The 18,042-nt window shown below is 59.6% G+C and carries 19 protein-coding genes; 8 read left to right on the top strand and 11 right to left on the bottom strand.

Annotated features, from left to right (window positions below; translation table 11 throughout):
- Positions 1-367: 367 nt before the first annotated feature.
- The 7 genes from HX790_RS16965 to HX790_RS16935 all read left to right on the top strand — a co-directional run bounded on the left by HX790_RS16965 (position 368) and on the right by HX790_RS16935 (position 5,578).
- Positions 368-949: a YjfI family protein gene (locus HX790_RS16965; RefSeq protein WP_032865490.1), complete on the top strand. Its 582-nt coding sequence runs from the start codon at positions 368-370 to the stop codon at positions 947-949.
- 17 nt (positions 950-966) lie between these two features.
- Positions 967-1,665: a PspA/IM30 family protein gene (locus tag HX790_RS16960; RefSeq protein WP_017136010.1), complete on the top strand. Its 699-nt coding sequence runs from the start codon at positions 967-969 to the stop codon at positions 1,663-1,665.
- Positions 1,666-1,836: 171 nt separating this feature from the next.
- Entirely contained in the window at positions 1,837-2,397 is a 561-nt protein-coding gene (locus HX790_RS16955; protein WP_099547565.1) for a rhomboid family intramembrane serine protease, read from the top strand.
- 172 nt (positions 2,398-2,569) lie between these two features.
- Entirely contained in the window at positions 2,570-3,232 is a 663-nt protein-coding gene (locus tag HX790_RS16950; protein ID WP_099547566.1) for a DUF2491 family protein, read from the top strand.
- Positions 3,233-3,247: 15 nt separating this feature from the next.
- Entirely contained in the window at positions 3,248-3,676 is a 429-nt protein-coding gene (locus tag HX790_RS16945) for a DUF350 domain-containing protein (protein ID WP_017136013.1), read from the top strand.
- A gap of 18 nt (positions 3,677-3,694) precedes the next feature.
- Positions 3,695-4,408 (top strand): DUF1190 domain-containing protein, encoded by a 714-nt coding sequence (locus HX790_RS16940; RefSeq protein ID WP_017136014.1) that lies wholly within the window; start codon positions 3,695-3,697, stop codon positions 4,406-4,408.
- Positions 4,409-4,420: 12 nt separating this feature from the next.
- Positions 4,421-5,578, top strand: coding sequence for a glutathionylspermidine synthase family protein (locus tag HX790_RS16935; RefSeq protein WP_099547567.1), 1,158 nt, complete (start codon positions 4,421-4,423; stop codon positions 5,576-5,578).
- Positions 5,579-5,718: 140 nt separating this feature from the next.
- Here HX790_RS16935 and ycaC read toward each other — a convergent pair whose 3' ends face one another.
- From ycaC to HX790_RS16900, 7 genes are all read right to left on the bottom strand, one after another.
- The gene (gene ycaC, locus HX790_RS16930) at positions 5,719-6,351 is read right to left on the bottom strand and encodes an isochorismate family cysteine hydrolase YcaC (RefSeq protein WP_017136016.1); all 633 of its coding nucleotides are present in this window, start codon (positions 6,349-6,351) and stop codon (positions 5,719-5,721) included.
- 123 nt (positions 6,352-6,474) lie between these two features.
- A complete protein-coding gene (locus HX790_RS16925) occupies positions 6,475-6,855 on the bottom strand; it encodes a Zn-ribbon domain-containing OB-fold protein (protein WP_176991809.1) in 381 nt (126 codons plus the stop codon).
- A 1-nt stretch (position 6,856) separates the two neighbouring features.
- Positions 6,857-8,035, bottom strand: coding sequence for a thiolase domain-containing protein (locus tag HX790_RS16920; protein WP_017136018.1), 1,179 nt, complete (start codon positions 8,033-8,035; stop codon positions 6,857-6,859).
- Entirely contained in the window at positions 8,032-10,029 is a 1,998-nt protein-coding gene (locus HX790_RS16915) for an acetoacetate--CoA ligase (protein ID WP_017136019.1), read from the bottom strand. Before HX790_RS16915 ends, HX790_RS16920 begins: the two co-directional genes overlap by 4 nt.
- Positions 10,030-10,148: 119 nt before the next feature.
- Complete coding sequence (locus HX790_RS16910; RefSeq protein ID WP_017136020.1) at positions 10,149-10,877, bottom strand: TetR family transcriptional regulator; 729 nt, start codon at positions 10,875-10,877, stop codon at positions 10,149-10,151.
- Positions 10,878-10,951: 74 nt separating this feature from the next.
- On the bottom strand, positions 10,952-12,247 hold the full coding sequence (locus HX790_RS16905) for an aspartate aminotransferase family protein (RefSeq protein WP_017136021.1): 1,296 nt from the start codon (positions 12,245-12,247) through the stop codon (positions 10,952-10,954).
- A complete protein-coding gene (locus tag HX790_RS16900; protein ID WP_017136022.1) occupies positions 12,231-13,628 on the bottom strand; it encodes an amino acid permease in 1,398 nt (465 codons plus the stop codon). The genes HX790_RS16905 and HX790_RS16900 overlap by 17 nt, the downstream gene beginning before the upstream one ends.
- A gap of 576 nt (positions 13,629-14,204) precedes the next feature.
- On the opposite strand from HX790_RS16900, the gene HX790_RS16895 reads away from it, so the two are divergent.
- Entirely contained in the window at positions 14,205-14,441 is a 237-nt protein-coding gene (locus HX790_RS16895) for a DUF6124 family protein (RefSeq protein ID WP_017136023.1), read from the top strand.
- A gap of 288 nt (positions 14,442-14,729) precedes the next feature.
- On the opposite strand, the gene HX790_RS16890 is transcribed toward HX790_RS16895, so the two are convergent.
- The 4 genes from HX790_RS16890 to HX790_RS16875 form a co-directional block, all read right to left on the bottom strand.
- Positions 14,730-15,500, bottom strand: a complete 771-nt coding sequence (locus tag HX790_RS16890) for a S24 family peptidase (protein ID WP_017136024.1) — start codon at positions 15,498-15,500, stop codon at positions 14,730-14,732.
- Positions 15,501-15,713: 213 nt separating this feature from the next.
- Entirely contained in the window at positions 15,714-16,241 is a 528-nt protein-coding gene (gene ppa / locus HX790_RS16885) for an inorganic diphosphatase (RefSeq protein WP_003176323.1), read from the bottom strand.
- Positions 16,242-16,334: 93 nt separating this feature from the next.
- Positions 16,335-17,165, bottom strand: coding sequence for a zinc-dependent peptidase (locus HX790_RS16880; RefSeq protein ID WP_170038060.1), 831 nt, complete (start codon positions 17,163-17,165; stop codon positions 16,335-16,337).
- 6 nt (positions 17,166-17,171) lie between these two features.
- Positions 17,172-17,825: a DedA family protein gene (locus HX790_RS16875; protein WP_017136026.1), complete on the bottom strand. Its 654-nt coding sequence runs from the start codon at positions 17,823-17,825 to the stop codon at positions 17,172-17,174.
- Positions 17,826-18,042 lie beyond the last annotated feature (217 nt).

Below are 18,042 nucleotides of genomic sequence, written 5' to 3'. Positions count from 1 at the left end.
TAAGGCCGGTGCCCGAAAAAAAGCCCGGTGGGCACGGTGCGCTTGCGCTAGAGCGTGGCGAGGCAAGTGTGGGCGCGCCAACAACGGCATTTAACCGTTCATCAGGTTGGAACAATCGAGCCTCAGCCTTGAGCGATGGGCGCTGCTGGGTGGTGCGGGAAAAAGTGAGACAAAAAATCTCACGCGTGAGCTATTGAGCCTGGCGGAAATTGCCTGTAGATTTTCTCACGCGTGAGATTTTCACAACGAGGCCAGTACCATGAAAAGCAGCTCTCCATCGAGCCCGCCCGCAGAGCCCGATACCGATTCAGCAAGCCGCAAGGGAGAGCGCTTGAAACCGCCGGTTAAAAAACCGTCGAGCTTTTACATGAAGCAGATGCGCGCGGGGCTGGCGGCCGCCGGTTATGTGAAACACGAGACTTGGGTGCTTCCCGAAAACCGAAGCCTGCTCAAGCAAATGGAGAAACAGCTTCGCCAACCGATTCTGGCTGGCTCATTCATGTCGGAGAATTTCATGAGCGCAGGTACCAACTGGAACATCGACCGCCTCTTCAGCGCGCTGCAAGCCCTGGACGAAGTGGTCGCCAAAGACATTACGCTTTCTCTGGTTCAAGGTTCCGAGTCCAGCATTAAACTGGAAATGAACGACTTCGGGGGCTTGCCGATTTACATCGCGGTGGTGGGCGAGCAGATCATCGTCGATACCGTGCTGGTCGACGTCGAGTCCATCAACGACGTAACCGCCTTCAATGACGCCGTGCTGCGCAGCCGGGAGATGTTCCCGTTGTCGTCGATCGGTATCGAGTCCATGCCGAACGGGCAGGTTGTTTACAACATGTTTGGTGCGCTGAGTTCCGACTCCAGCCTGACCAACATCGTGACCGAGGTGAAAACCCTGGTCGATAACGTGCAGCGCGCCAGCGAAGCCTTCGAACGTTTCTTCAATTAAGTATTCGGGAGTATCCAATGACTCAGTCCATCTGGAGCAAATTGTTCACCGCGCTGCGTGGCGGTGCCAGCGAAGTCGGCGAATCGATCGTCGACCAACAGGCCCTGCGCATCCTTGATCAAGAAATTCGCGACGCCGACACAGCATTGGCCAACGCCAAGCGTGAGCTGGTGAGCATCATGGCCAAGCACAAGCTGGCAGCGGACCGCGTAGGCGAGTACGACGCCAAGATCAAAGACCTGGAATCCAAGGCGATGGCCGCTATCCAGGCCAACCGTGAAGACCTGGCCCTGGAAGTGGCCGAAGCCATTTCGACCCTGACCAACGAGCGCGACGCCGAGCAAAAGCAGACCGCCGAGTTCGGTGGCTACGCCGACAGCATGCGCAAGGACATCACCAAGGCCGAAAGCCGGATCAAAAGCCTGCGCCAGCAAGTGGACATGGCCAAGGCCCGCGAAAGCGTGCAAAAGGCCCAGGTCAGCGCGTCCGTCGCCAGCGGCGGCGCCAACGGCAAGCTGGAGACTGCGGTGGGTACGCTTAACCGCCTGCAAGCCAAGCAGCAGCAACGTGCCGCTGAGCTGCAAGCCCAGGATGAACTGGCCGAGGCATCGACCGGTACTGACCTGGAACGCAAACTGCGCGAAGCCGGCATCACCCCGGACACCGGCAGCGCTAATGCGATTCTGGAGCGTCTGAAGCAAAAGTCGGCCGAGTAGCGCTGCCACTGCCCGACCCGTGGCGAGGGAGCTTGCTCCCGCTGGACTGCGTAGCAGTCCCATTTTTAGGGCCGCTGCGCAGCCCAGCGGGAGCAAGCTCCCTCGCCACAGTGACCGTGTTCTTTCTAAGCGGGCGGGCATTGACTGTGCCCTTTTTACGTCGAGGTCAGGATGGACGCCCTGAAGGGTTTCAAGACAATCGCAGGCCTGGCCGTGTTCATGGTCGCGCTGCAACTGCTCAATGTCGCCACCGGTTACAGCCTCATGGCATTCGGTCTGATCCCGAGGACCGTGCAGGGCCTGTTCGGCATCCTCACCTCACCGTTTCTGCACGCCTCCTTTGCCCACCTGGGCGCAAACCTGATTGCGTTTGTAGTGCTGGGCACCCTGGTCATGGCTGAAGGGCTCAACCGTTTCATAACCGTCAGCGCGATTATTATCCTGCTGGGCGGTTCGCTGGTCTGGCTGTTCGGGTTTACCGGCGTACACGTCGGTGCCAGCGGCTGGGTCTTTGGGCTATGGGCCTACCTCTTGTCGCGCGCCTGGTTCCACAGGAGCTGGAGCAACCTGTTAGTCGCCGGTGTGGTGGCGGTGTTTTATGGCGGGTTGATCATGGGGTTTGTGCCGCGCCAGGGGATTTCCTTCGAAGGGCATCTGTTTGGTGCGCTCGCCGGCTTTATTGCTGCCAAGGTACTTCTCTCAACACCGCGCAGCAGGTTTAATGCCGGGTGAACGCACTTGCGCCTACCGACGCTGAGGCGATGGCGTCAGGAATCAAGTACCCAGGGAGTCAGGGGCGACATGTCGAATTTTCTTGTGTGGCGCTCGGGCGTCATCTTCCGCTTTTATTGTTTCTCATCTATTCCCTTCTCTATCGCTTCCACCCACCTCAAGGAACTCTCCAATGGGATGGTTTAAACAGTTGATGGGGCTTGAGGCCCCACAAACGAATGCCGAGTCAATATCGCCGCTGCCGACCACCGGCCCGCTAGGCCTGGCGCCCGGCAAAGGCGTGATGTTCGACACCACCCTGAAATTGTTGCTCGATGGGAAAACCTCGGTGGTGATCCCCGGCTCCCAGGAAGTCTGGGCCAACGGCACCGTTGACCTCGGGCAATCGACCTGGCTGTCGCGCTACTACATGAACGACGAAGATTACTGGCTGCAAGTACACACCACCGGCGAAGTCGCCGGGCAGGTCGAGTCGGTGATCCTGTTCAATTACTTGAGCTACGTCACCCTCAGCAGCGAAGCGGAACTGCGCAGGCTGGCAGGCCCACAAAGCCTGATCGGGCTACCGACTTACACCCACAACGGCGTCGAATACACCCGTGTGTGGGGCAGCGAAGCCGGCCAGACCGAATTGGTGGCGATGAGCGAGCGCGTGATAAACCCGGAAGACGCCTACAACGTCGAGCACCGTTCGATGCTGTACGCCCGTGACACCGGCCTGACCGATCGCCGCGAGTTCCTGCTGTTTTCCGTCGAAGAAGATGCCGAGGGTGGCATCAGCCTGAGCACGTCGCTGGGCATTTCGCTGTACACAACCGACCTGACTGCGCTCTAAAAAAGGAAGCCATCCATGCTAGAAGCTCTCTCCATCTCCCTGAACAAAGCGGCTGTGCTCGGCTTTGTCATCTACATCCTGGGGGCTGCGGTGCTGTTCGCGCTGTTCCAGTTCATCTACACCCGCATCACTCCGCACAAGGAGTTCGAACTGATCCGCGCCGGCAACGTTTCGGCGTCGGTCGCCCTGGGCGGCGCGATCATTGGCTTCGCTATTCCGGCCAGCAATGTGATTGCCTACTCCATCAGCCTGCTGGATTTTGTCGTCTGGTCGGTGATCGCCGCCGTCGTCCAGTTGCTGGCGTTTCTGCTGACCAGCCTGGTGCTCAAAGGCACGTCCGAGCGCATCAAGAATGGCGAAGTTGCGGCCGGCATCTACGTGGCCGCCGTGGCTATCAGCGTCGGCATGCTGAACGCCGCGTGCATGACGCCCACCCAGTACTGATTGCGCACGGAGCTCTCGATGAAACGAAGCAAGTACGTCCAGCTGTCGCTGGCAGCGTCGGTCGCCATGGCGATATCCGGCTGCGGGCCGACCGAAAAAACCTACGATTTGCAGAAGAAGTACAACTTCCAGTCGGTCCAGCAGTGCGCCGATGAAAAGCTGCCGGTCGACGTCTGCTCCGACGCCTACATGACCGCCATGGCCGAGCACCGCCGCATCGCGCCGGTGTACGACAGCCAGACCGATTGCGATGCCGACTTTGTCGCCGACTGGTGCCAGCAAGACTCCTCCGGCAAGTTCATCCCAAGGCTGGGCGGTTTCGAACTGACCGCCGAAGGCCAGGTGACCCAATCCCAGGTCGATGCGGCCAATGCCCAAGTCGCCGGTTCGCAAGCCAACAGCGGTGGCTCAGGTTTCTCCACCAGCAGCCTGCTGACCGGCCTGTTGATCGGCAACATGCTCAGCAACAATCGCAACAGCTACCGCTCCGAGCCGGTGTACCGCTACCGCGATGATCGTGGCAATTACGGCAACTCGACGCTCAACCAGCGTGTCTCCAACGGGGCGACCTTTGGCCGTTCCAACCAGGCCCGATATGGCAGCAGCAATTACTCCAACACGCTGCGCTCCTCCAGCAAACCGGTGAACGTTGCGTCGTCCACCTCCCGTGGCGGTTTTGGCAGCAAAGCCAGCGCCCGTAGCGGCTGGGGCGGCGGCGGGTCGAGCAGTTAAGGAAGCCAGGCCATGAAGAAGATCCACTGCGCAGAACGTCATGACTGGAAACAGACCGCCGACAGCCTCGGCTTCCTGTTCCACACCATCGACGGCGAACCCTACTGGGATGAAAGCGCGTACTACCAGTTCACGCTCCAGCAAATTGAGCGCGACCTCGAAGACCCGACCACCGAGATCCATGACATGTGCATGGACCTTGTGGCCCGCGTGGTGCAGAACGAGGAACTGTTGGAACGCCTGAGCATTCCCGCGCCGTTCTTCGACATGATCCGCACCTCATGGCTCGAAGGCCACCCGCACCTGTACGGGCGCATGGACTTCTCCTACAACGGCAGCGGCCCAGCCAAACTGCTCGAGCTCAACTACGACACACCCACCAGCCTCTACGAAGCGGCGGCGTTTCAATGGGGCTGGCTCGAGCAATGCATCGAACGCGGCCTGCTACCCAAGCACGCCGACCAGTTCAACAGCATCGACACCAAGCTGCATCAAGCCTTCGCCCAATTGCAGCTCAACCAGCCGTTCTACTTCGCCTCGATGAAAGACTCGATCGAAGACAAAGGCACCACCGACTACCTGCGCCTGGTCGCCGAAAAAGTTGGTATCGAATCCCGCCACATCGACATCGAAGACATCGGCCTCACCAGCGAAGGCCGCTTCGTCGACCTTGAGGATCGCTGGATTCCCCACCTGTTCAAACTGCACGCCTGGGAGTTCATCTTCCACGAACCCTTCGGCGCCGCGATTGCCCAGAGCGACACCCAGTTCTTCGAGCCCGCGTGGAAAGCCATCCTCTCCAACAAAGGCATCCTGCCGCTGCTGTGGGAGTTCAATAAAGGCCACCCGAACCTGCTTGCCTCCCACCTGGACCCCGACCCCGGCAAAGCCGTGCCAAAGGGCTGGGTGCGCAAACCGTTCTTCTCCCGCGAAGGCGCCAACATCGAACTGCAAACCGACGACGGCCTGATCGTAAAAGAAGACGGCCCCTACACGGACGCGCCGTTTATTCTTCAAGAATTTGCGCCGCTGCCGAGGTTTGGCGACAGCTACACACTGATCGGCTCCTGGGTCATCGCTGACCAAGCCGCAGGCATCGGCGTGCGCGAAGACAACAGCCTGATCACCAAGGACTCAAGCCGGTTTCTACCGCACCTGATTCTTGACTGAGCCACCCCAATTGCAACGCAGCAAAGCCCAAATGTGGGAGCGGGCTTGCCCGCGATGACGGTATGTCAGCCACCGAATGTAGTGACTGATTCACCGCCATCGCGGGCAAGCCCGCTCCCACAGGTTAAAGCCGCTCAACCTCACCCCTGACGCGCTGCCAGCACCGAATAGCTGTTCATCAAGTTCCGATAGTTAGGAATCCGCTGCGACAACAAATTCCCCAGCCCCTCGATATCGTTGCGCCAGTCACCCTGCAACTCACACGCCACCGAAAACCAATTCATCATCTGCGCCCCCGCTTGCACCATCCGGCTCCACGCCGCCTGCTGCACCGTCGTATTAAACGTGCCCGACGCATCCGTCACCACAAACACCTCAAACCCCTCCGCCAGCGCCGACAACGTCGGGAACGTCACACACACATCCGTCACCACACCCGCAATAATGATCTGCTTACGCCCAGTCGCCTTGACCGCCTTGACGAAATCCTCGTTGTCCCACGCATTGATCTGACCAGGGCGAGCGATGTACGGCGCCTGCGGGAACATCTCCTTCAACTCCGGCACCAACGGGCCGTTAGGGCCTTGCTCGAAACTGGTGGTGAGAATGGTCGGCAAGTTGAAGAACTTGGCGACGTCCGCCAGGGCCAGCACGTTGTTCTTGAACTCGTTGGGGGAGAAGTCCTGTACCAGCGAGATCAGGCCGGTTTGGTGGTCGATCAGCAGAACAATGGCGTCGTCTTTGTTCAAGCGGCTGAGGGTTGGCGTGCTCATGGTTGAAGTCCTTTTTTGATTGGGTTGGTTTGGCGTTGCGTTCAACATGGGCACAGATTAATGGGTGGGTTGGACGTGATAAATCGGCTGGCATGTGTCTTACCGTCAACTTAAAAAGGACAATCAAACCGACGGAACAAACACGGGGACTTTTTGGCCGCTCGGCGTGGGCGCAAACGCCACCTTGAGCCGTTGCCCGATGCACAAGCGGTGTGCAGCCTCACACTGGATGACCGACAACATCGTTGGCCCTTCGTCGAGCGTCACGTAGGCAATGCAATGCACGTCGTCTGCGCGCCCGCTATAGCTGAAGCTGTACAAGGTGGCGCCACCGCTGGCGACGATCCAATCGGTTGCGGTGCTGCCGGTGAACGGGCTGTGATCGCGAGGGTAGTAGTAGGCCTTGCCGGTGTCCAGGCAACGGCGTAGCAACAGTTGGTCTTGATTGGCGGCAGCCCAGAAGGGCGCACTTTCCGCGGTGATGTGCGGTGAGGTCAGTGGCATATCAAAGGCGCTCCAGTATGAGTGTGGCGCTGCCGTGGCGTGAACCCAGCAGGCCGCCGGTGCCATGGGCCAGAGCCAGTGCGCAATGAGGCCGTTGAACGGCCGGGTGTGCTTCGCCGCGCAATTGGCGCACAGCCTCGATCAGCCTGGCCATGCCGCCGCGATGGCCGGGGTGGTTATTGCACAGGCCGCCGCCGTCAGTGTTTACCGCCAAGGGGCCGACACCGCTGATCAACTTGCCGTCGCTGACAAAGGCGCCGCCCTGGCCAGGGGCGCAAAAACCGAGGTTTTCCAGCTGGATCAATACGGTGATGGTGAAGCTGTCGTACAGCGAGGCGTAGTCAATATCGCCAGGTGTGAGGCGCGCCTCACCGAATGCATCTGCGCCGGATTGCGCGCCACCTGAGGTCAGCAGGTCGAAGTAACCGCCGTTCAGATGGTTAATCGCATAGCCCGAACCGATAGGCGTAATCAGCGGCCGTTTGAGCGAGCGCGCAATGGCTGGATGCACCAGCACCAGGGCGCCGCCGCCGTCGCTGATCACGCAGCAGTCCAAGCGCCGCAAAGGGGCGGCGACCCAGGGTGAACTCAGTACGTCTTCCACCGTCACCACATTGCGCAACATGGCCTGCGGGTTGTGCTGGGCATGGTGCGATGCCGCGACTTTTATCCAGGCCAATTGCTCGGCCGTGGTGCCGTGTTCGTACTGATGGCGCATGGCGCACATCGCGTAGCGGTTGACCACGGCAGCGCCATAGGGCGTTTCAAACGGTGCTTCACAGGCGCTGTACGCTGGGTCTAATGCGCTGCTTTGCGGACGTTGGCGCTCGGCACGCGGGCGCCCGGCCTGGGTGATCAAGGCGACACGGCAGCGCCCATCGGCGATGGCGCGTGTAGCCTGGGCGACTTGATGCATGTAGGACGAGCCCCAACTTTCCGTCGTATCCAGGTGCCGTGGCTGGATACCCAGGTACTCGACCATGGAGAACGGCCCTACGCCTGGCGCTCCCCAGCCCGGTACATCGCTGGCGCAGAAATAGCCGTCGACATCACTGAGGCTCAGCCCCGCATCCTCCAGTGCGCCGCGTGCCACATCGGCATGCAACTGCGCCAGGGAGCGGTCCGTGGCGTGGCGGGTAGGGTGTTCATAGGCACCCACGATATAAGCTTTACCCCTCATGGCTGGCGGCTCCGGGCGGCGTATTCGATAAAGAACTCAAGCGCCTGCGGGTCACGCAGGGCGCTGGGGTTGGCGACTTTCTGCGGGTCGTGTCCCATCAGGATCCGGCGTACCGGCACTTCCATTTTTTTCCCGGTGAGGGTGGTGGGAATCAGCGGTACAGCCAGGATGCAGTCCGGCACATGCCGAGGTGTGCACGCCAGGCGCAGGCAGTCGTTCACGCGTTGCTGCAAAGGCTCATCCAACACCGCGTCGGCACGCAGCTGTACAAACAGCGGCATAAAGAAACCGCCCTCGGGCAAATCAAGGTTAACGATCAGTGCATCCTCGATTTCTGCGATGTGCTCCAGCGCCCGGTAAATCTCTGCCGTGCCGATCCGCACGCCAAAGCGGTTCAGCGTCGCATCGGAACGCCCCAGCACCTGGCAGCCGCCGCGAGCATTGAGCAAAAAGAAATCCCCATGGCGCCACACGCCCGGCCACGGCTGAAAGTAGCTGTCGCGATAGCGCTCTCCCGTGGGGTCATTCCAGAAATACACCGGCATCGACGGCATGGGCGACCTCACCACCAGCTCGCCGACTTGATCGATCACCGGTTGGCCGTGCGCATCAAACGCATGGGCATCCACCCCCAGGGCGCGCGCCTGGATCTCGCCGGCATACACCGGCAAGGTCGGTACGCCACTGACCAAACCGGTGCAGATATCCGTACCGCCGCTGCCCGTGTTGACCCACACCGCCGTGCTCAGGTTGCGGTAAAACCATGCATTACACTGCGGTGAAACCGGCGACCCCACCGGCATTACCGTGCGCAGTGCGTGCAGGTCAAAACGCTCGCCGGGCACCACGCCCTCGCGTTGCATCAGTTCAATGTAGGTGGGGCTGGTGCCGAAAAAACTCGCGCGGCTGTCTTGCAGGATTTGCCACAGCGCATCGGTGCCTGGCCAGGTGGGATGGCCGTCGTAAAGCACCGGGCGTACACCGCAGAGCAAGGCACTGAACAAGGTGTTCCACATCATCCAGCCGGTGGTGGTGAAAATGAAGGCGGTGTCACCCGGACGAAAATCCAGGTGCAGATGCAGTGCTTTGAGCTGCTCCAGCAGAACCCCGCCATGGCTGTGAACGATGGCTTTGGGCACCCCCGTGGTGCCGGACGAGAACAGTACCCATAACGGATGATCGAAGGGGACTTGCTCGCACTGGAAATCGGCGGCGGGCACGCTGGGGCGCAGGCGCAAGCTGTGCCAGTCGATGGCGTTAGGCAGCGTCAATGGCTCATCAGCAAACAGCGCCGGCAGCACAATCACCTGTTGGATACTGCCCAACTCGCCGACGATCTGCCGGACCTGGTCGCGCCGGTCAAACACCTTGCCGCCATACCGGTAACCGTCCACCGCCAACAGCACTTTCGGCGCTAATTGCCGCACCCGATCCAGCACACCCTCGCTGCCGAAATCCGGCGAGCAACTGGCCCAGATCGCACCGATGGCTGCGCAGGCACATAGCGCAATCATCGCCTCGGGAATGTTTGGCAGGTAAGCCACCACGCGATCACCGGGCACTACGCCGAGCTCTCGCAGATAGCTGGCGAGCGTGCGTACCTGGTCGCAGAACTCGACCCATGGCAAGCCCTGCAAGGCGGCGGATTCGCTCAGGTAGAGCAGCGCATCGCCTTGCCGTTCGTTGCGCAAAATGTGTTCGGCAAAATTCAGCTGCGCGCCGGGAAACCACTCTGCACCTGGCATCGTACGTTCACCCAGCACCGCGTGGTACGGGCTACTGGTCTGCACCTTGAAGTGGTCCCAGATCGATTGCCAGAAAGCGTCCAGATCATCGACCGACCACTGCCATAGCCCGTGGTAGTCGACAAAACTCAGCCCGCGCTCGCGTTTGAGCCAAGCCAGGTAATGCGTGAGGCGGGTAGTTTGGATATGTTCAGGGGAGGGCTGCCAAAGCCGTTGGCCCTGGACCACTTCGTTGAATGCAGTCGCCACGATTAAAGACCTCTGACGTTTTTGTTTTTAGGGTCATGGGGTATTCATGCGTGACGGACTGTAGCGATAAATTGTACGACGTACAATTGATGGGCTTTCTGATTATGTTGTGCGATTTTTCAGCGACGCGATGCCAGGGTTTCCAAGCCGCAGAGGAAGGTGTCGACATAAAACGCAAAGCTCTCATGCAGCGGCGCGTGCACACCATTTTGCCAGCGCAGGCTGAAACCGCGGTTGCTGAGCTGGTCCATGTTCTGCGCAAGGGTCGGGTGCTGCTCGGCGTCAACGGCCTGCAGGCTTTCCTGTACTTGCTTCTGCCACGCCTCGGTGTTCTCCGGCAGCGGGGCGAACTCCAAGGTGGTGAAACCGGCAAGGGCGGCGATAAATGTGTTGTAGGCGCCAGCCAATGAAGGCCCGCTGAAACCCGCTTGCTGCAACGCTGCCAATACGCCTTCCACCAACTTGAAGTCGGTGCGGGTGTTGGAGACCAGTTGCGCACCGAGTAACGGCGCCACATTCGGGTGCTGGTGCACAGCGTTATGGCAATTAACCAGAGTGGCGCGAAGGTAGTCCTGCCAGCGCTCCTGAGGCTGCGGTGCCACCTGTTCGAGGACTTTGGCCAACACTTCGCTCAACAGCAATTCACGTGACGAGACGTACCAGTAAATGGCCGTGGGGTACACGCCCAGGCTATTTGCCAAGTTGCGCAGGCTGCATTTTTCCAGGCCTTCGCGGTCGATCAACGCCAATGCGGCGGCGATAATCGTGTCTTTATTCAGTTGGTTTTGCGGGTCTTCGCCAACGGTTTTTTTACGCCTGCCTCGTGGGTTTGCGGTTTTGCTGGTCATGGACGTTGTTCCGGTTGAGCGACGGCGAAAGGATAGCCGGTCGTCGATTCGCTGTCGCTCTTCCAGGCGCGGCGTCAGTCTCTGGTCAACATGCCTCCATAGCGTTCTACAAAGGCCTGTGTAGCGTTAACCAGCCGATTCATTTCGTGCTCGGTCAGCGGCAGGCTCAACGCAAACAGCCCACGCCGCGCACTGTAGATCCCACATTCAAGCAGGTGAAAAAAGAACAGGTCCCGTAGGTGGTTTCGGTCCGTTGGGATATCCGTGGGCCGAAGAATCGGCAAGCCTGTGGGATGCAGGTTCATCACTGAACCCTGCCCGGTAAACTGCATCGGCATGCAGGCGAGCACCTCGTTCAGTTGCTCGCGCAACCGGTCGCCCCTTGCATTCAACGCAAGGGCTTGCTCACGGGTATACACCTGCTCCAATCCAGCGATACCCGCCGCCATGGTCAGTACGTTGTTGTTAAAGGTGCCTGCGTGAGAGAGGCTGCCATGGCGCGGATCGAACTGCGCCATGATGTCTCGTCGGCCACCCAACATGCCACAGGGCATCCCACCGCCGAGGTATTTGCCCAGGGTCATCAGGTCAGGCGTTATGCCGAGTTTTTCCTGTAAACCGCCTGGGCCAAGGCGTGAAGTCATCACCTCATCGAACACCAGCAGTACCCCATGCGCACGGCTCAACGCGCGCAAACCCTCGAGAAAGCCCGGCGCGGCGCAGATACAGCCACCAGCGCCCAACATCGGCTCCACGAGGATCGCCGCACACGCGCCTGGGTGCTCAAACAGCAAACGCTCGACACTGCGTAGATCGTTGTAATCCGCCAGGTACACGCGGTGGGGCACATTCATCGGCGTGCCTGGCCCGGCAAAACTCAGCACGCCGCCGTGATAACCGCCGTTAAACGCGATGACGCCATCGCGCCCGGTGTAGGCCCGTGCCGCCGCCAGCGCGAGCAGATTCGCCTCGGTACCGGAATTGGTAAAGCGCACCTGTTCGATACAACCAAAGCGCTCCACGATCAACGCTGCCAACCGCGCTTCCAGTTGCGTAGGGGCGCTGAGGTTCAGCCCGTTTGCCATCGCCGTCGTCAGTGCCTGGGTGATCACCGGGTGGGAGTGCCCATACAGCGCTGCGGTGTATTCGGCGAGAAAGTCGACATAACGATGCCCGTCCAGGTCATCCAGAAAACAGCCCGTCCCGCCCGACATCACCAACGGAAACGGTTCATAAAACAGCACTGAGCGCGTATTGCCACCCGGCATTACCCGCGCGGCCACGTCCAGTTGCCGGGCGCTGTTGGGGTTGGCGTGGGTATAGCGGTTGATGCAGCGCTGCAACACGGACCTATCAGGCGCTGTGAACATCGCTCACCTCCTTGGATGCGTTGCGCTTCGGATACACCAGCAGCAACAGCGCAAACCAGGCCGCCGCCACATAAAACGCCGTGCGCGTCTCCGGGTCGCGAATCACCAGCACCGTCAACCCAGCCAAAAACAACAGTACCAACACGCTGCTGCCCCGAGCCCACGGCAAGCGATACGCCATCAGCGGCAACTCACCGCGCTGCACCTTGCGTCGATACGCCATATGCGTGGTGATGATCACCGCCCACACCCAAATCAACAGGCCCAAAATGCCGGTGATCAATAGGTTGAAAATACGTTCCGGCATCAAATAGTTCAGCAAGACCCCCACCAGCAAAATCGCGGTCGACACCATCAAGCAACGCGCCGGCACCTGGCGCGGGCTTAACACCTGCAATTGACGGGGTGCCTGCTGAATATGCGACAGCGCAAACAACATCCGGCTGGTGGCAAACAACCCGGTATTGCACGACGACGCCAGCGCACTGATCACCACAAAGTTGATCAGCCCGGCCGCAATCCCCAGGCCAATGCTGTCGAACACCCTCACAAACGGGCTTTGCGAGGTATCGATCTGGTTCCAGGGATAAAGGGCCATGATCACCGCGATCGACCCGATATAAAAAATAGCCATCCGCCAGATGATGCTATTGATCGCTCGCGGCAATGTGCGCTCCGGGTTGGCCGTTTCCGCCGCCACCAAGCCAATCACCTCGACCCCGGCAAAGGTAAACGCCGCCAACGGTATCGCGTACCAAAAGCCACTCCAGCCATTCGGGAAAAAACCGCCGTGCCGCCACAGGTTAGTGATTGAAGGGGTGGTTTGCGACGATGTATCCAGCCCGAATATCAGAATCGCCAAGCCTGCAGCAATCAGCCCGACAATCGTCACCACCTTGATCAACGCCAGCCAGAACTCCACCTCGCCAAACGTCTTCACCGCAAACAAATTGATCACCATCAACACCACCGTGGTGACCAACGCCGGAATCCACTGCGCCAACTCCGGGAACCAATATTTCATCAACAAGCCGATCCCCGTAACCTCCAGCACCCCCACCAGAATCCAGATCAACCAATACGACCACCCCGTGATAAACGCCACCCGCGGCCCCAAAAACTCCTCCGCATACGTCGCAAACGACCCGCTACCGGGCCGATACAACGACAACTCCCCCAGCGCCCGCGCAATCAAATAAACCATGCCCCCACACAACGCATACGCCAGCAACAACGCCGGCCCCGCCGTGGCAATTGCCTTGCCCGACCCCAGAAACAAACCGGCCCCAATAATGCCGCCGATAGCAATCAACATCACATGCCGCTCCTTGAGCGACCGCGCCAAGCCATGGTTGGAAGAGTGAAGCGGTGGTGTGGACATCAGCATTCTCCGAGCTGTATTGCACAGCAGTAGTGAGGTGGCCCGGCTCAGACCGGATTTTATTGTACGCTGTGCAATAAGCAGGTTTTGGGCCAAATGCTAAACGCGGCGGCAAGCGGTTTTTAAACGGGCTGTTTAGATGTGTTTGTAGGAAGCTTCGTTGGGGCGATGTTGACTGGGGGGAGGGTGAAAGCGTGTCACCTGGGGAAACAGATGGGTGGGGGGGACACGGTCGAGAATTAGGGGTGATTTCCAAGGGCCAGCAGGGCGGATCCCTTTCATTTGAAGGCCGTTTCCTAGAGAATTCCAGTCGCTTGCGCCAGCTAAATTCCGCGACTAGGCTGCGTTCCGTCACTGTTTTTTCAGTGATCGGGTTTAGTCGCCCGGACTTCGCTAGGCGCACGCGCCATCCCAAAGCCAGGTGTTTCCTCACCTGCACTTTATGGTGGCTGTGCGCAGGGCACCTTCGGGTGCGCCGGTGCCTAGCGGCCGGTCGACTAACCTGCGTACAGCCGCCACCTCTGCTCGTTTAGTCGCGAAAGGACGGTGGTATTCACTTACCGCTAGAGGTTTTCTATGGATAACGTTATTTCGGATTTACCCTCATCGGCTGCAACTAAGCCATTTACTGTTAATGAAGAGCTCAGCTTTGAAGATGCCTGGGTGCGCGTGGCCGAGTTGCTGCAGTGCGCGGTGGCTACGTCGCAGGCGCTTGGTGAACCACTGGGGGCGCCGCATCGGGCGGTGATGCATTTGGTTGAGATGGCGAAGATGGTGGCGGATCGGGCTGTGGAGTGTTTGCAGGCTGGATAACGCGCCAGAGAGGCGGGTGAGGCAATAAGCTGCTTCAGTAGTCCAATAATTGTTGGACTACTGGATTGTGATTCTTACAGACATTAAAAAGCCGGCTTGTGGCCGGCTTCTCGGGGACTGCCTCAGCTTGTTTTTGACAAACCTCACCAGCCTTCAAATCGCTCAGCCCACATCACGTCGGGCTGAATAGTAGGGGCATCTGCGGGAACTCCTCCGCATCGCCAGGCAGGATAGGTAGCGCAAAGCCACCCCCTGCCAAATGTGGGCGGCATTCTAACCACATTCACCTCATATGCCTACCTCCGGGTCCGATTTAGAGCCTTCCCAGCCCAGCAGGTGTTCGTCCAGTGGGACCGGTCTGCGGTTGTTGAGGGTGGACCACCAGAACACCCAGCCGACGATCCCGAAGTTCTGTTCAAAGCGTTGTTCGTGGGTGAGGTATTCGTCCGGGTGTTCGCTGGCGTTGTGGCTGCGCATGCGCAGGCCGCCGCCGGGGCGGTTGTAGAGGTATTTGATGCGGAGCATGCCGTCGTGTTCGACGGCGTAGATTTCGCCGTCGGTGATTTGGCTGCGGCCGCGGTCGATGGCGAGGGTGGCGCCTTGTTGGATGATGTCGGTCATGCTGTTGTCGACCATGTAGGCGCCTACCGCGCGGTCGGGGTGTACGTTGAGGGTTTCGAGGGTGTGCAGGGAGACGCGGATGCGTTCGCTTGAGGTGAATGTGGGGTGGAGGGCGATCTCCACGTCGATTTTTTCTGGGAGACGGGCGGGGCCCGTGAGGTACTTGCCGCTGTCTTCGCGGGTGGCGATGCCCTTGCTTGGGTCCGGGCCTTCCAGCAGGAAGTTGGCCGGCGGGTGTTTGAGGCCTTCGCCGGTGCGCAGCCAACGGCTGGAGACGCAGAGCAGTTCTGCGATCTCGTTGAGTCGGCCCATGGGCACGCCGCGCTTGAACCAGTTGTTCACGTGTTGAGGCGTGACACCACGGTTCTTGGCGAAGTCGGAGGCGGAAAGATGAACTTCCCGCAGTAACGCTTTTAGTCGATCACCTGATGTATTCATAAACGCAGAGTTTACTGGCCGGAAAAATACATCAAATAAACTATGCGTTGAGTTTCGCGTGTAGGGATTTGCTTAGTTGTAGTCTGATATGTCAGTTATCTAATCTTATTAAACGTTCCGAATTAAACATTGAACTTGGCGTTTAATTTTTCCCACAAAAAAGCCCCGAATCGTCGGGGCTTTTTTGATTGCCGGGGCAATGAGGAGCGGGTATCAGCCTTTGTAGGCAGCGACCGACTTCATGATCTCGGCGCGGGCGGCGTCTGCGTTGCCCCAACCGTCGATCTTCACCCATTTGCCTTTTTCGAGGTCTTTGTAGTTCTCGAAGAAGTGCTTGATCTGTTCCAGCAGCAGTGGCGGCAGGTCAGTGTATTCCTTCACGTCCACGTACAGCTGGGACAGCTTGTCGTGTGGCACCGCGATAACTTTGGCATCGCCACCGCCGTCGTCGGTCATGTTCAGGATGCCGACTGGGCGCGCGCGAATCACCGAGCCTGGGGTAACCGGGTAAGGGGTTACTACCAGCACGTCGAGGGGGTCACCGTCGTCAGCCAGGGTGTTAGGGATAAAACCGTAGTTGGCCGGGTAGAACATCGGGGTGGCCATGAAACGGTCAACGAACAGGCAGTCGCTGTCTTTGTCGATTTCGTATTTGATCGGCGCGTGGTTGGCCGGAATTTCGATGGCGACGTAGATGTCGTTCGGCAGGTCTTTGCCAGCCGGAATCTTGCTGTAGCTCATTGGGCGGTGCCCCCGTAGTTGGCCATGAAACATGGCCGGATTGGCCTAAAAGTGGCGGCGATTATAGGCATATTCTGACGCCGATGCCATGCGTCAGACGTCGTGTGGCGCCAGCGGTTCAGTCTGGTAGCGGGCATCGCCGGTTTGCAGTTGGTGCAGGCGGGCCAGCGGGTCCTGGCGATAGAAGCGGCTCAGTTGCGCGTACACCTGGGGGTAAGTGCCGACCAGTAAATCCGGGGCACTGAAGAAATACTCACTGGTGACGGCAAAGAACTCCGCCGGGTTTTCGGCGGCGTAGGGGTCGATGTCGGTCTCGGCGTCCGGGTTGGCATCCAGCTGGCGGTTGAGGTCGTCAAAGGCGCTTTGCATCACGCTGGCCCATTCCTGCACGCGCATGTCGTGGTGCAGCGGCGGCAGGCCGTTGGCGTCGCCGTTGAGCATGTCCAGCTTGTGCGCCAGCTCGTGGATCACCAGGTTGTAGCCTTCCCACTGGCCGCTGGCCAGTACGCCGGGCCAGGCGAGGATCACCGGGCCTTGCTGCCAGGCTTCGCCGCTGTGCTCACCGTCCCACTCGTGCTCGACGCCGCTGGCATCGCGATGGCGCTGGGGGCTGAGGAAGTCGTCGGGGTACAGCACGATTTCGTGAAAACCCTGATACCAGTCGAGGTCGCCCAGGTTCATCAACGGCAATTGTGCCTGGGCGGCGAGCAGCAGGCGCTGTTCCTGATGCAACTCGACGCCGGGCAGGGCGGTGAGGTGCTTTCCATTCAGGAACACCACGCAGGCTTCGCGCAGCCACTGGTCCTGCTCGGCGCTGATGCCGTCGAGGAAGGTCAGGTGGTGGCGCACCCGCTGCCAGGTGTCATCGGCAATCGGGTGCTTGGCCAGCAGGCGCCGGCGACGCCAGGCGCTGAGGGACCACATCGCGGGTTACTGCGGCTTGGCTTCGGAACTGCGGCCAAAACGGCTGCGGACCACGCCGATGATCATTGGCACCAGCGACAGCAGGATGATGAACACCACCAGCAGCGAGAGGTTCTTTTTGATAAACGGCACGTTGCCGAAGAAGTAACCCAGGGTGACCAGGCCGCCAACCCACAGGATGGTGCCGAACACGCTGAACCCAAAGAAGCGCGGGTAAGGCATTTTGGCGATACCGGCCACGAACGGTGCAAAGGTACGCAGGATCGGCAGGAAGCGCGCCAGGGTCACGGTTTTGCCGCCGTGTTTGTCGTAGAAGTCGTGGGTTTTTTGCAGGTAGTCGCGGCGGAAGATTTTCGAATTCGGGTTGCTGAACAAGCGTTCCCCGGCCGTTCGTCCGATCACGTAGTTGGTACTGTCGCCGAGGATGGCTGCCAGCATTAGCAGGCCGCCCAGCAGGACCGGGTCCATGCCGCCGCCTGCGGCGACGGCGCCGGCGATAAACAGCAAGGAGTCACCGGGCAGGAAGGGCATGACCACCAAACCGGTTTCGCAAAAGATAACCAGGAACAGAATGGCGTAGATCCACACTCCGTAGTTTCTTACCAGCATGTCGAGGTACACGTCGAGATGCAGAATAAGGTCGAGCGGGTTGAAATCCATGGATGGCACCTGTGTGAATGGCCCGACTCAGCGGGCCTGTGCGGAAGCTACGGGTAAGTTAGGCTACAAGGTTATGTCGCGATTCTTACAACTCTGAGAGGTCCGCATTATACGGATTAAGAGGTGAAAAGCGTGTTGGTTTTGTAGCGGGGAGTGTCGCTGGTAGCAAGGCCCCACACCGACCTAAATGTTGCTCAGATGTAAATGTGGGAGCTGG

It is taken from the genome of Pseudomonas sp. IPO3747 (assembly GCF_013385245.1).
Taxonomy (GTDB): Bacteria; Pseudomonadota; Gammaproteobacteria; order Pseudomonadales; family Pseudomonadaceae; genus Aquipseudomonas; species Aquipseudomonas edaphica.
This window is presented reverse-complemented; position numbering and strand designations above follow the sequence as displayed.

What these genes read in the sequence shown, in the direction of transcription:
- HX790_RS16905 (WP_017136021.1), bottom strand. Translation starts at nt 12,247, where the DNA reads ATGTTCACAGCGCCTGATAGGTCCGTGTTGCAGCGCTGCATCAACCGC.
- HX790_RS16960 (WP_017136010.1), top strand. Translation starts at nt 967, where the DNA reads ATGACTCAGTCCATCTGGAGCAAATTGTTCACCGCGCTGCGTGGCGGT.
- HX790_RS16940 (WP_017136014.1), top strand. Translation starts at nt 3,695, where the DNA reads ATGAAACGAAGCAAGTACGTCCAGCTGTCGCTGGCAGCGTCGGTCGCC.
- HX790_RS16895 (WP_017136023.1), top strand. Translation starts at nt 14,205, where the DNA reads ATGGATAACGTTATTTCGGATTTACCCTCATCGGCTGCAACTAAGCCA.
- HX790_RS16965 (WP_032865490.1), top strand. Translation starts at nt 368, where the DNA reads ATGAAGCAGATGCGCGCGGGGCTGGCGGCCGCCGGTTATGTGAAACAC.
- HX790_RS16945 (WP_017136013.1), top strand. Translation starts at nt 3,248, where the DNA reads ATGCTAGAAGCTCTCTCCATCTCCCTGAACAAAGCGGCTGTGCTCGGC.
- HX790_RS16935 (WP_099547567.1), top strand. Translation starts at nt 4,421, where the DNA reads ATGAAGAAGATCCACTGCGCAGAACGTCATGACTGGAAACAGACCGCC.
- HX790_RS16920 (WP_017136018.1), bottom strand. Translation starts at nt 8,035, where the DNA reads ATGAGGGGTAAAGCTTATATCGTGGGTGCCTATGAACACCCTACCCGC.
- HX790_RS16910 (WP_017136020.1), bottom strand. Translation starts at nt 10,877, where the DNA reads ATGACCAGCAAAACCGCAAACCCACGAGGCAGGCGTAAAAAAACCGTT.
- HX790_RS16955 (WP_099547565.1), top strand. Translation starts at nt 1,837, where the DNA reads ATGGACGCCCTGAAGGGTTTCAAGACAATCGCAGGCCTGGCCGTGTTC.
- HX790_RS16880 (WP_170038060.1), bottom strand. Translation starts at nt 17,165, where the DNA reads ATGTGGTCCCTCAGCGCCTGGCGTCGCCGGCGCCTGCTGGCCAAGCAC.
- ppa (WP_003176323.1), bottom strand. Translation starts at nt 16,241, where the DNA reads ATGAGCTACAGCAAGATTCCGGCTGGCAAAGACCTGCCGAACGACATC.
- ycaC (WP_017136016.1), bottom strand. Translation starts at nt 6,351, where the DNA reads ATGAGCACGCCAACCCTCAGCCGCTTGAACAAAGACGACGCCATTGTT.
- HX790_RS16900 (WP_017136022.1), bottom strand. Translation starts at nt 13,628, where the DNA reads ATGTCCACACCACCGCTTCACTCTTCCAACCATGGCTTGGCGCGGTCG.
- HX790_RS16925 (WP_176991809.1), bottom strand. Translation starts at nt 6,855, where the DNA reads ATGCCACTGACCTCACCGCACATCACCGCGGAAAGTGCGCCCTTCTGG.
- HX790_RS16950 (WP_099547566.1), top strand. Translation starts at nt 2,570, where the DNA reads ATGGGATGGTTTAAACAGTTGATGGGGCTTGAGGCCCCACAAACGAAT.
- HX790_RS16890 (WP_017136024.1), bottom strand. Translation starts at nt 15,500, where the DNA reads ATGAATACATCAGGTGATCGACTAAAAGCGTTACTGCGGGAAGTTCAT.
- HX790_RS16875 (WP_017136026.1), bottom strand. Translation starts at nt 17,825, where the DNA reads ATGGATTTCAACCCGCTCGACCTTATTCTGCATCTCGACGTGTACCTC.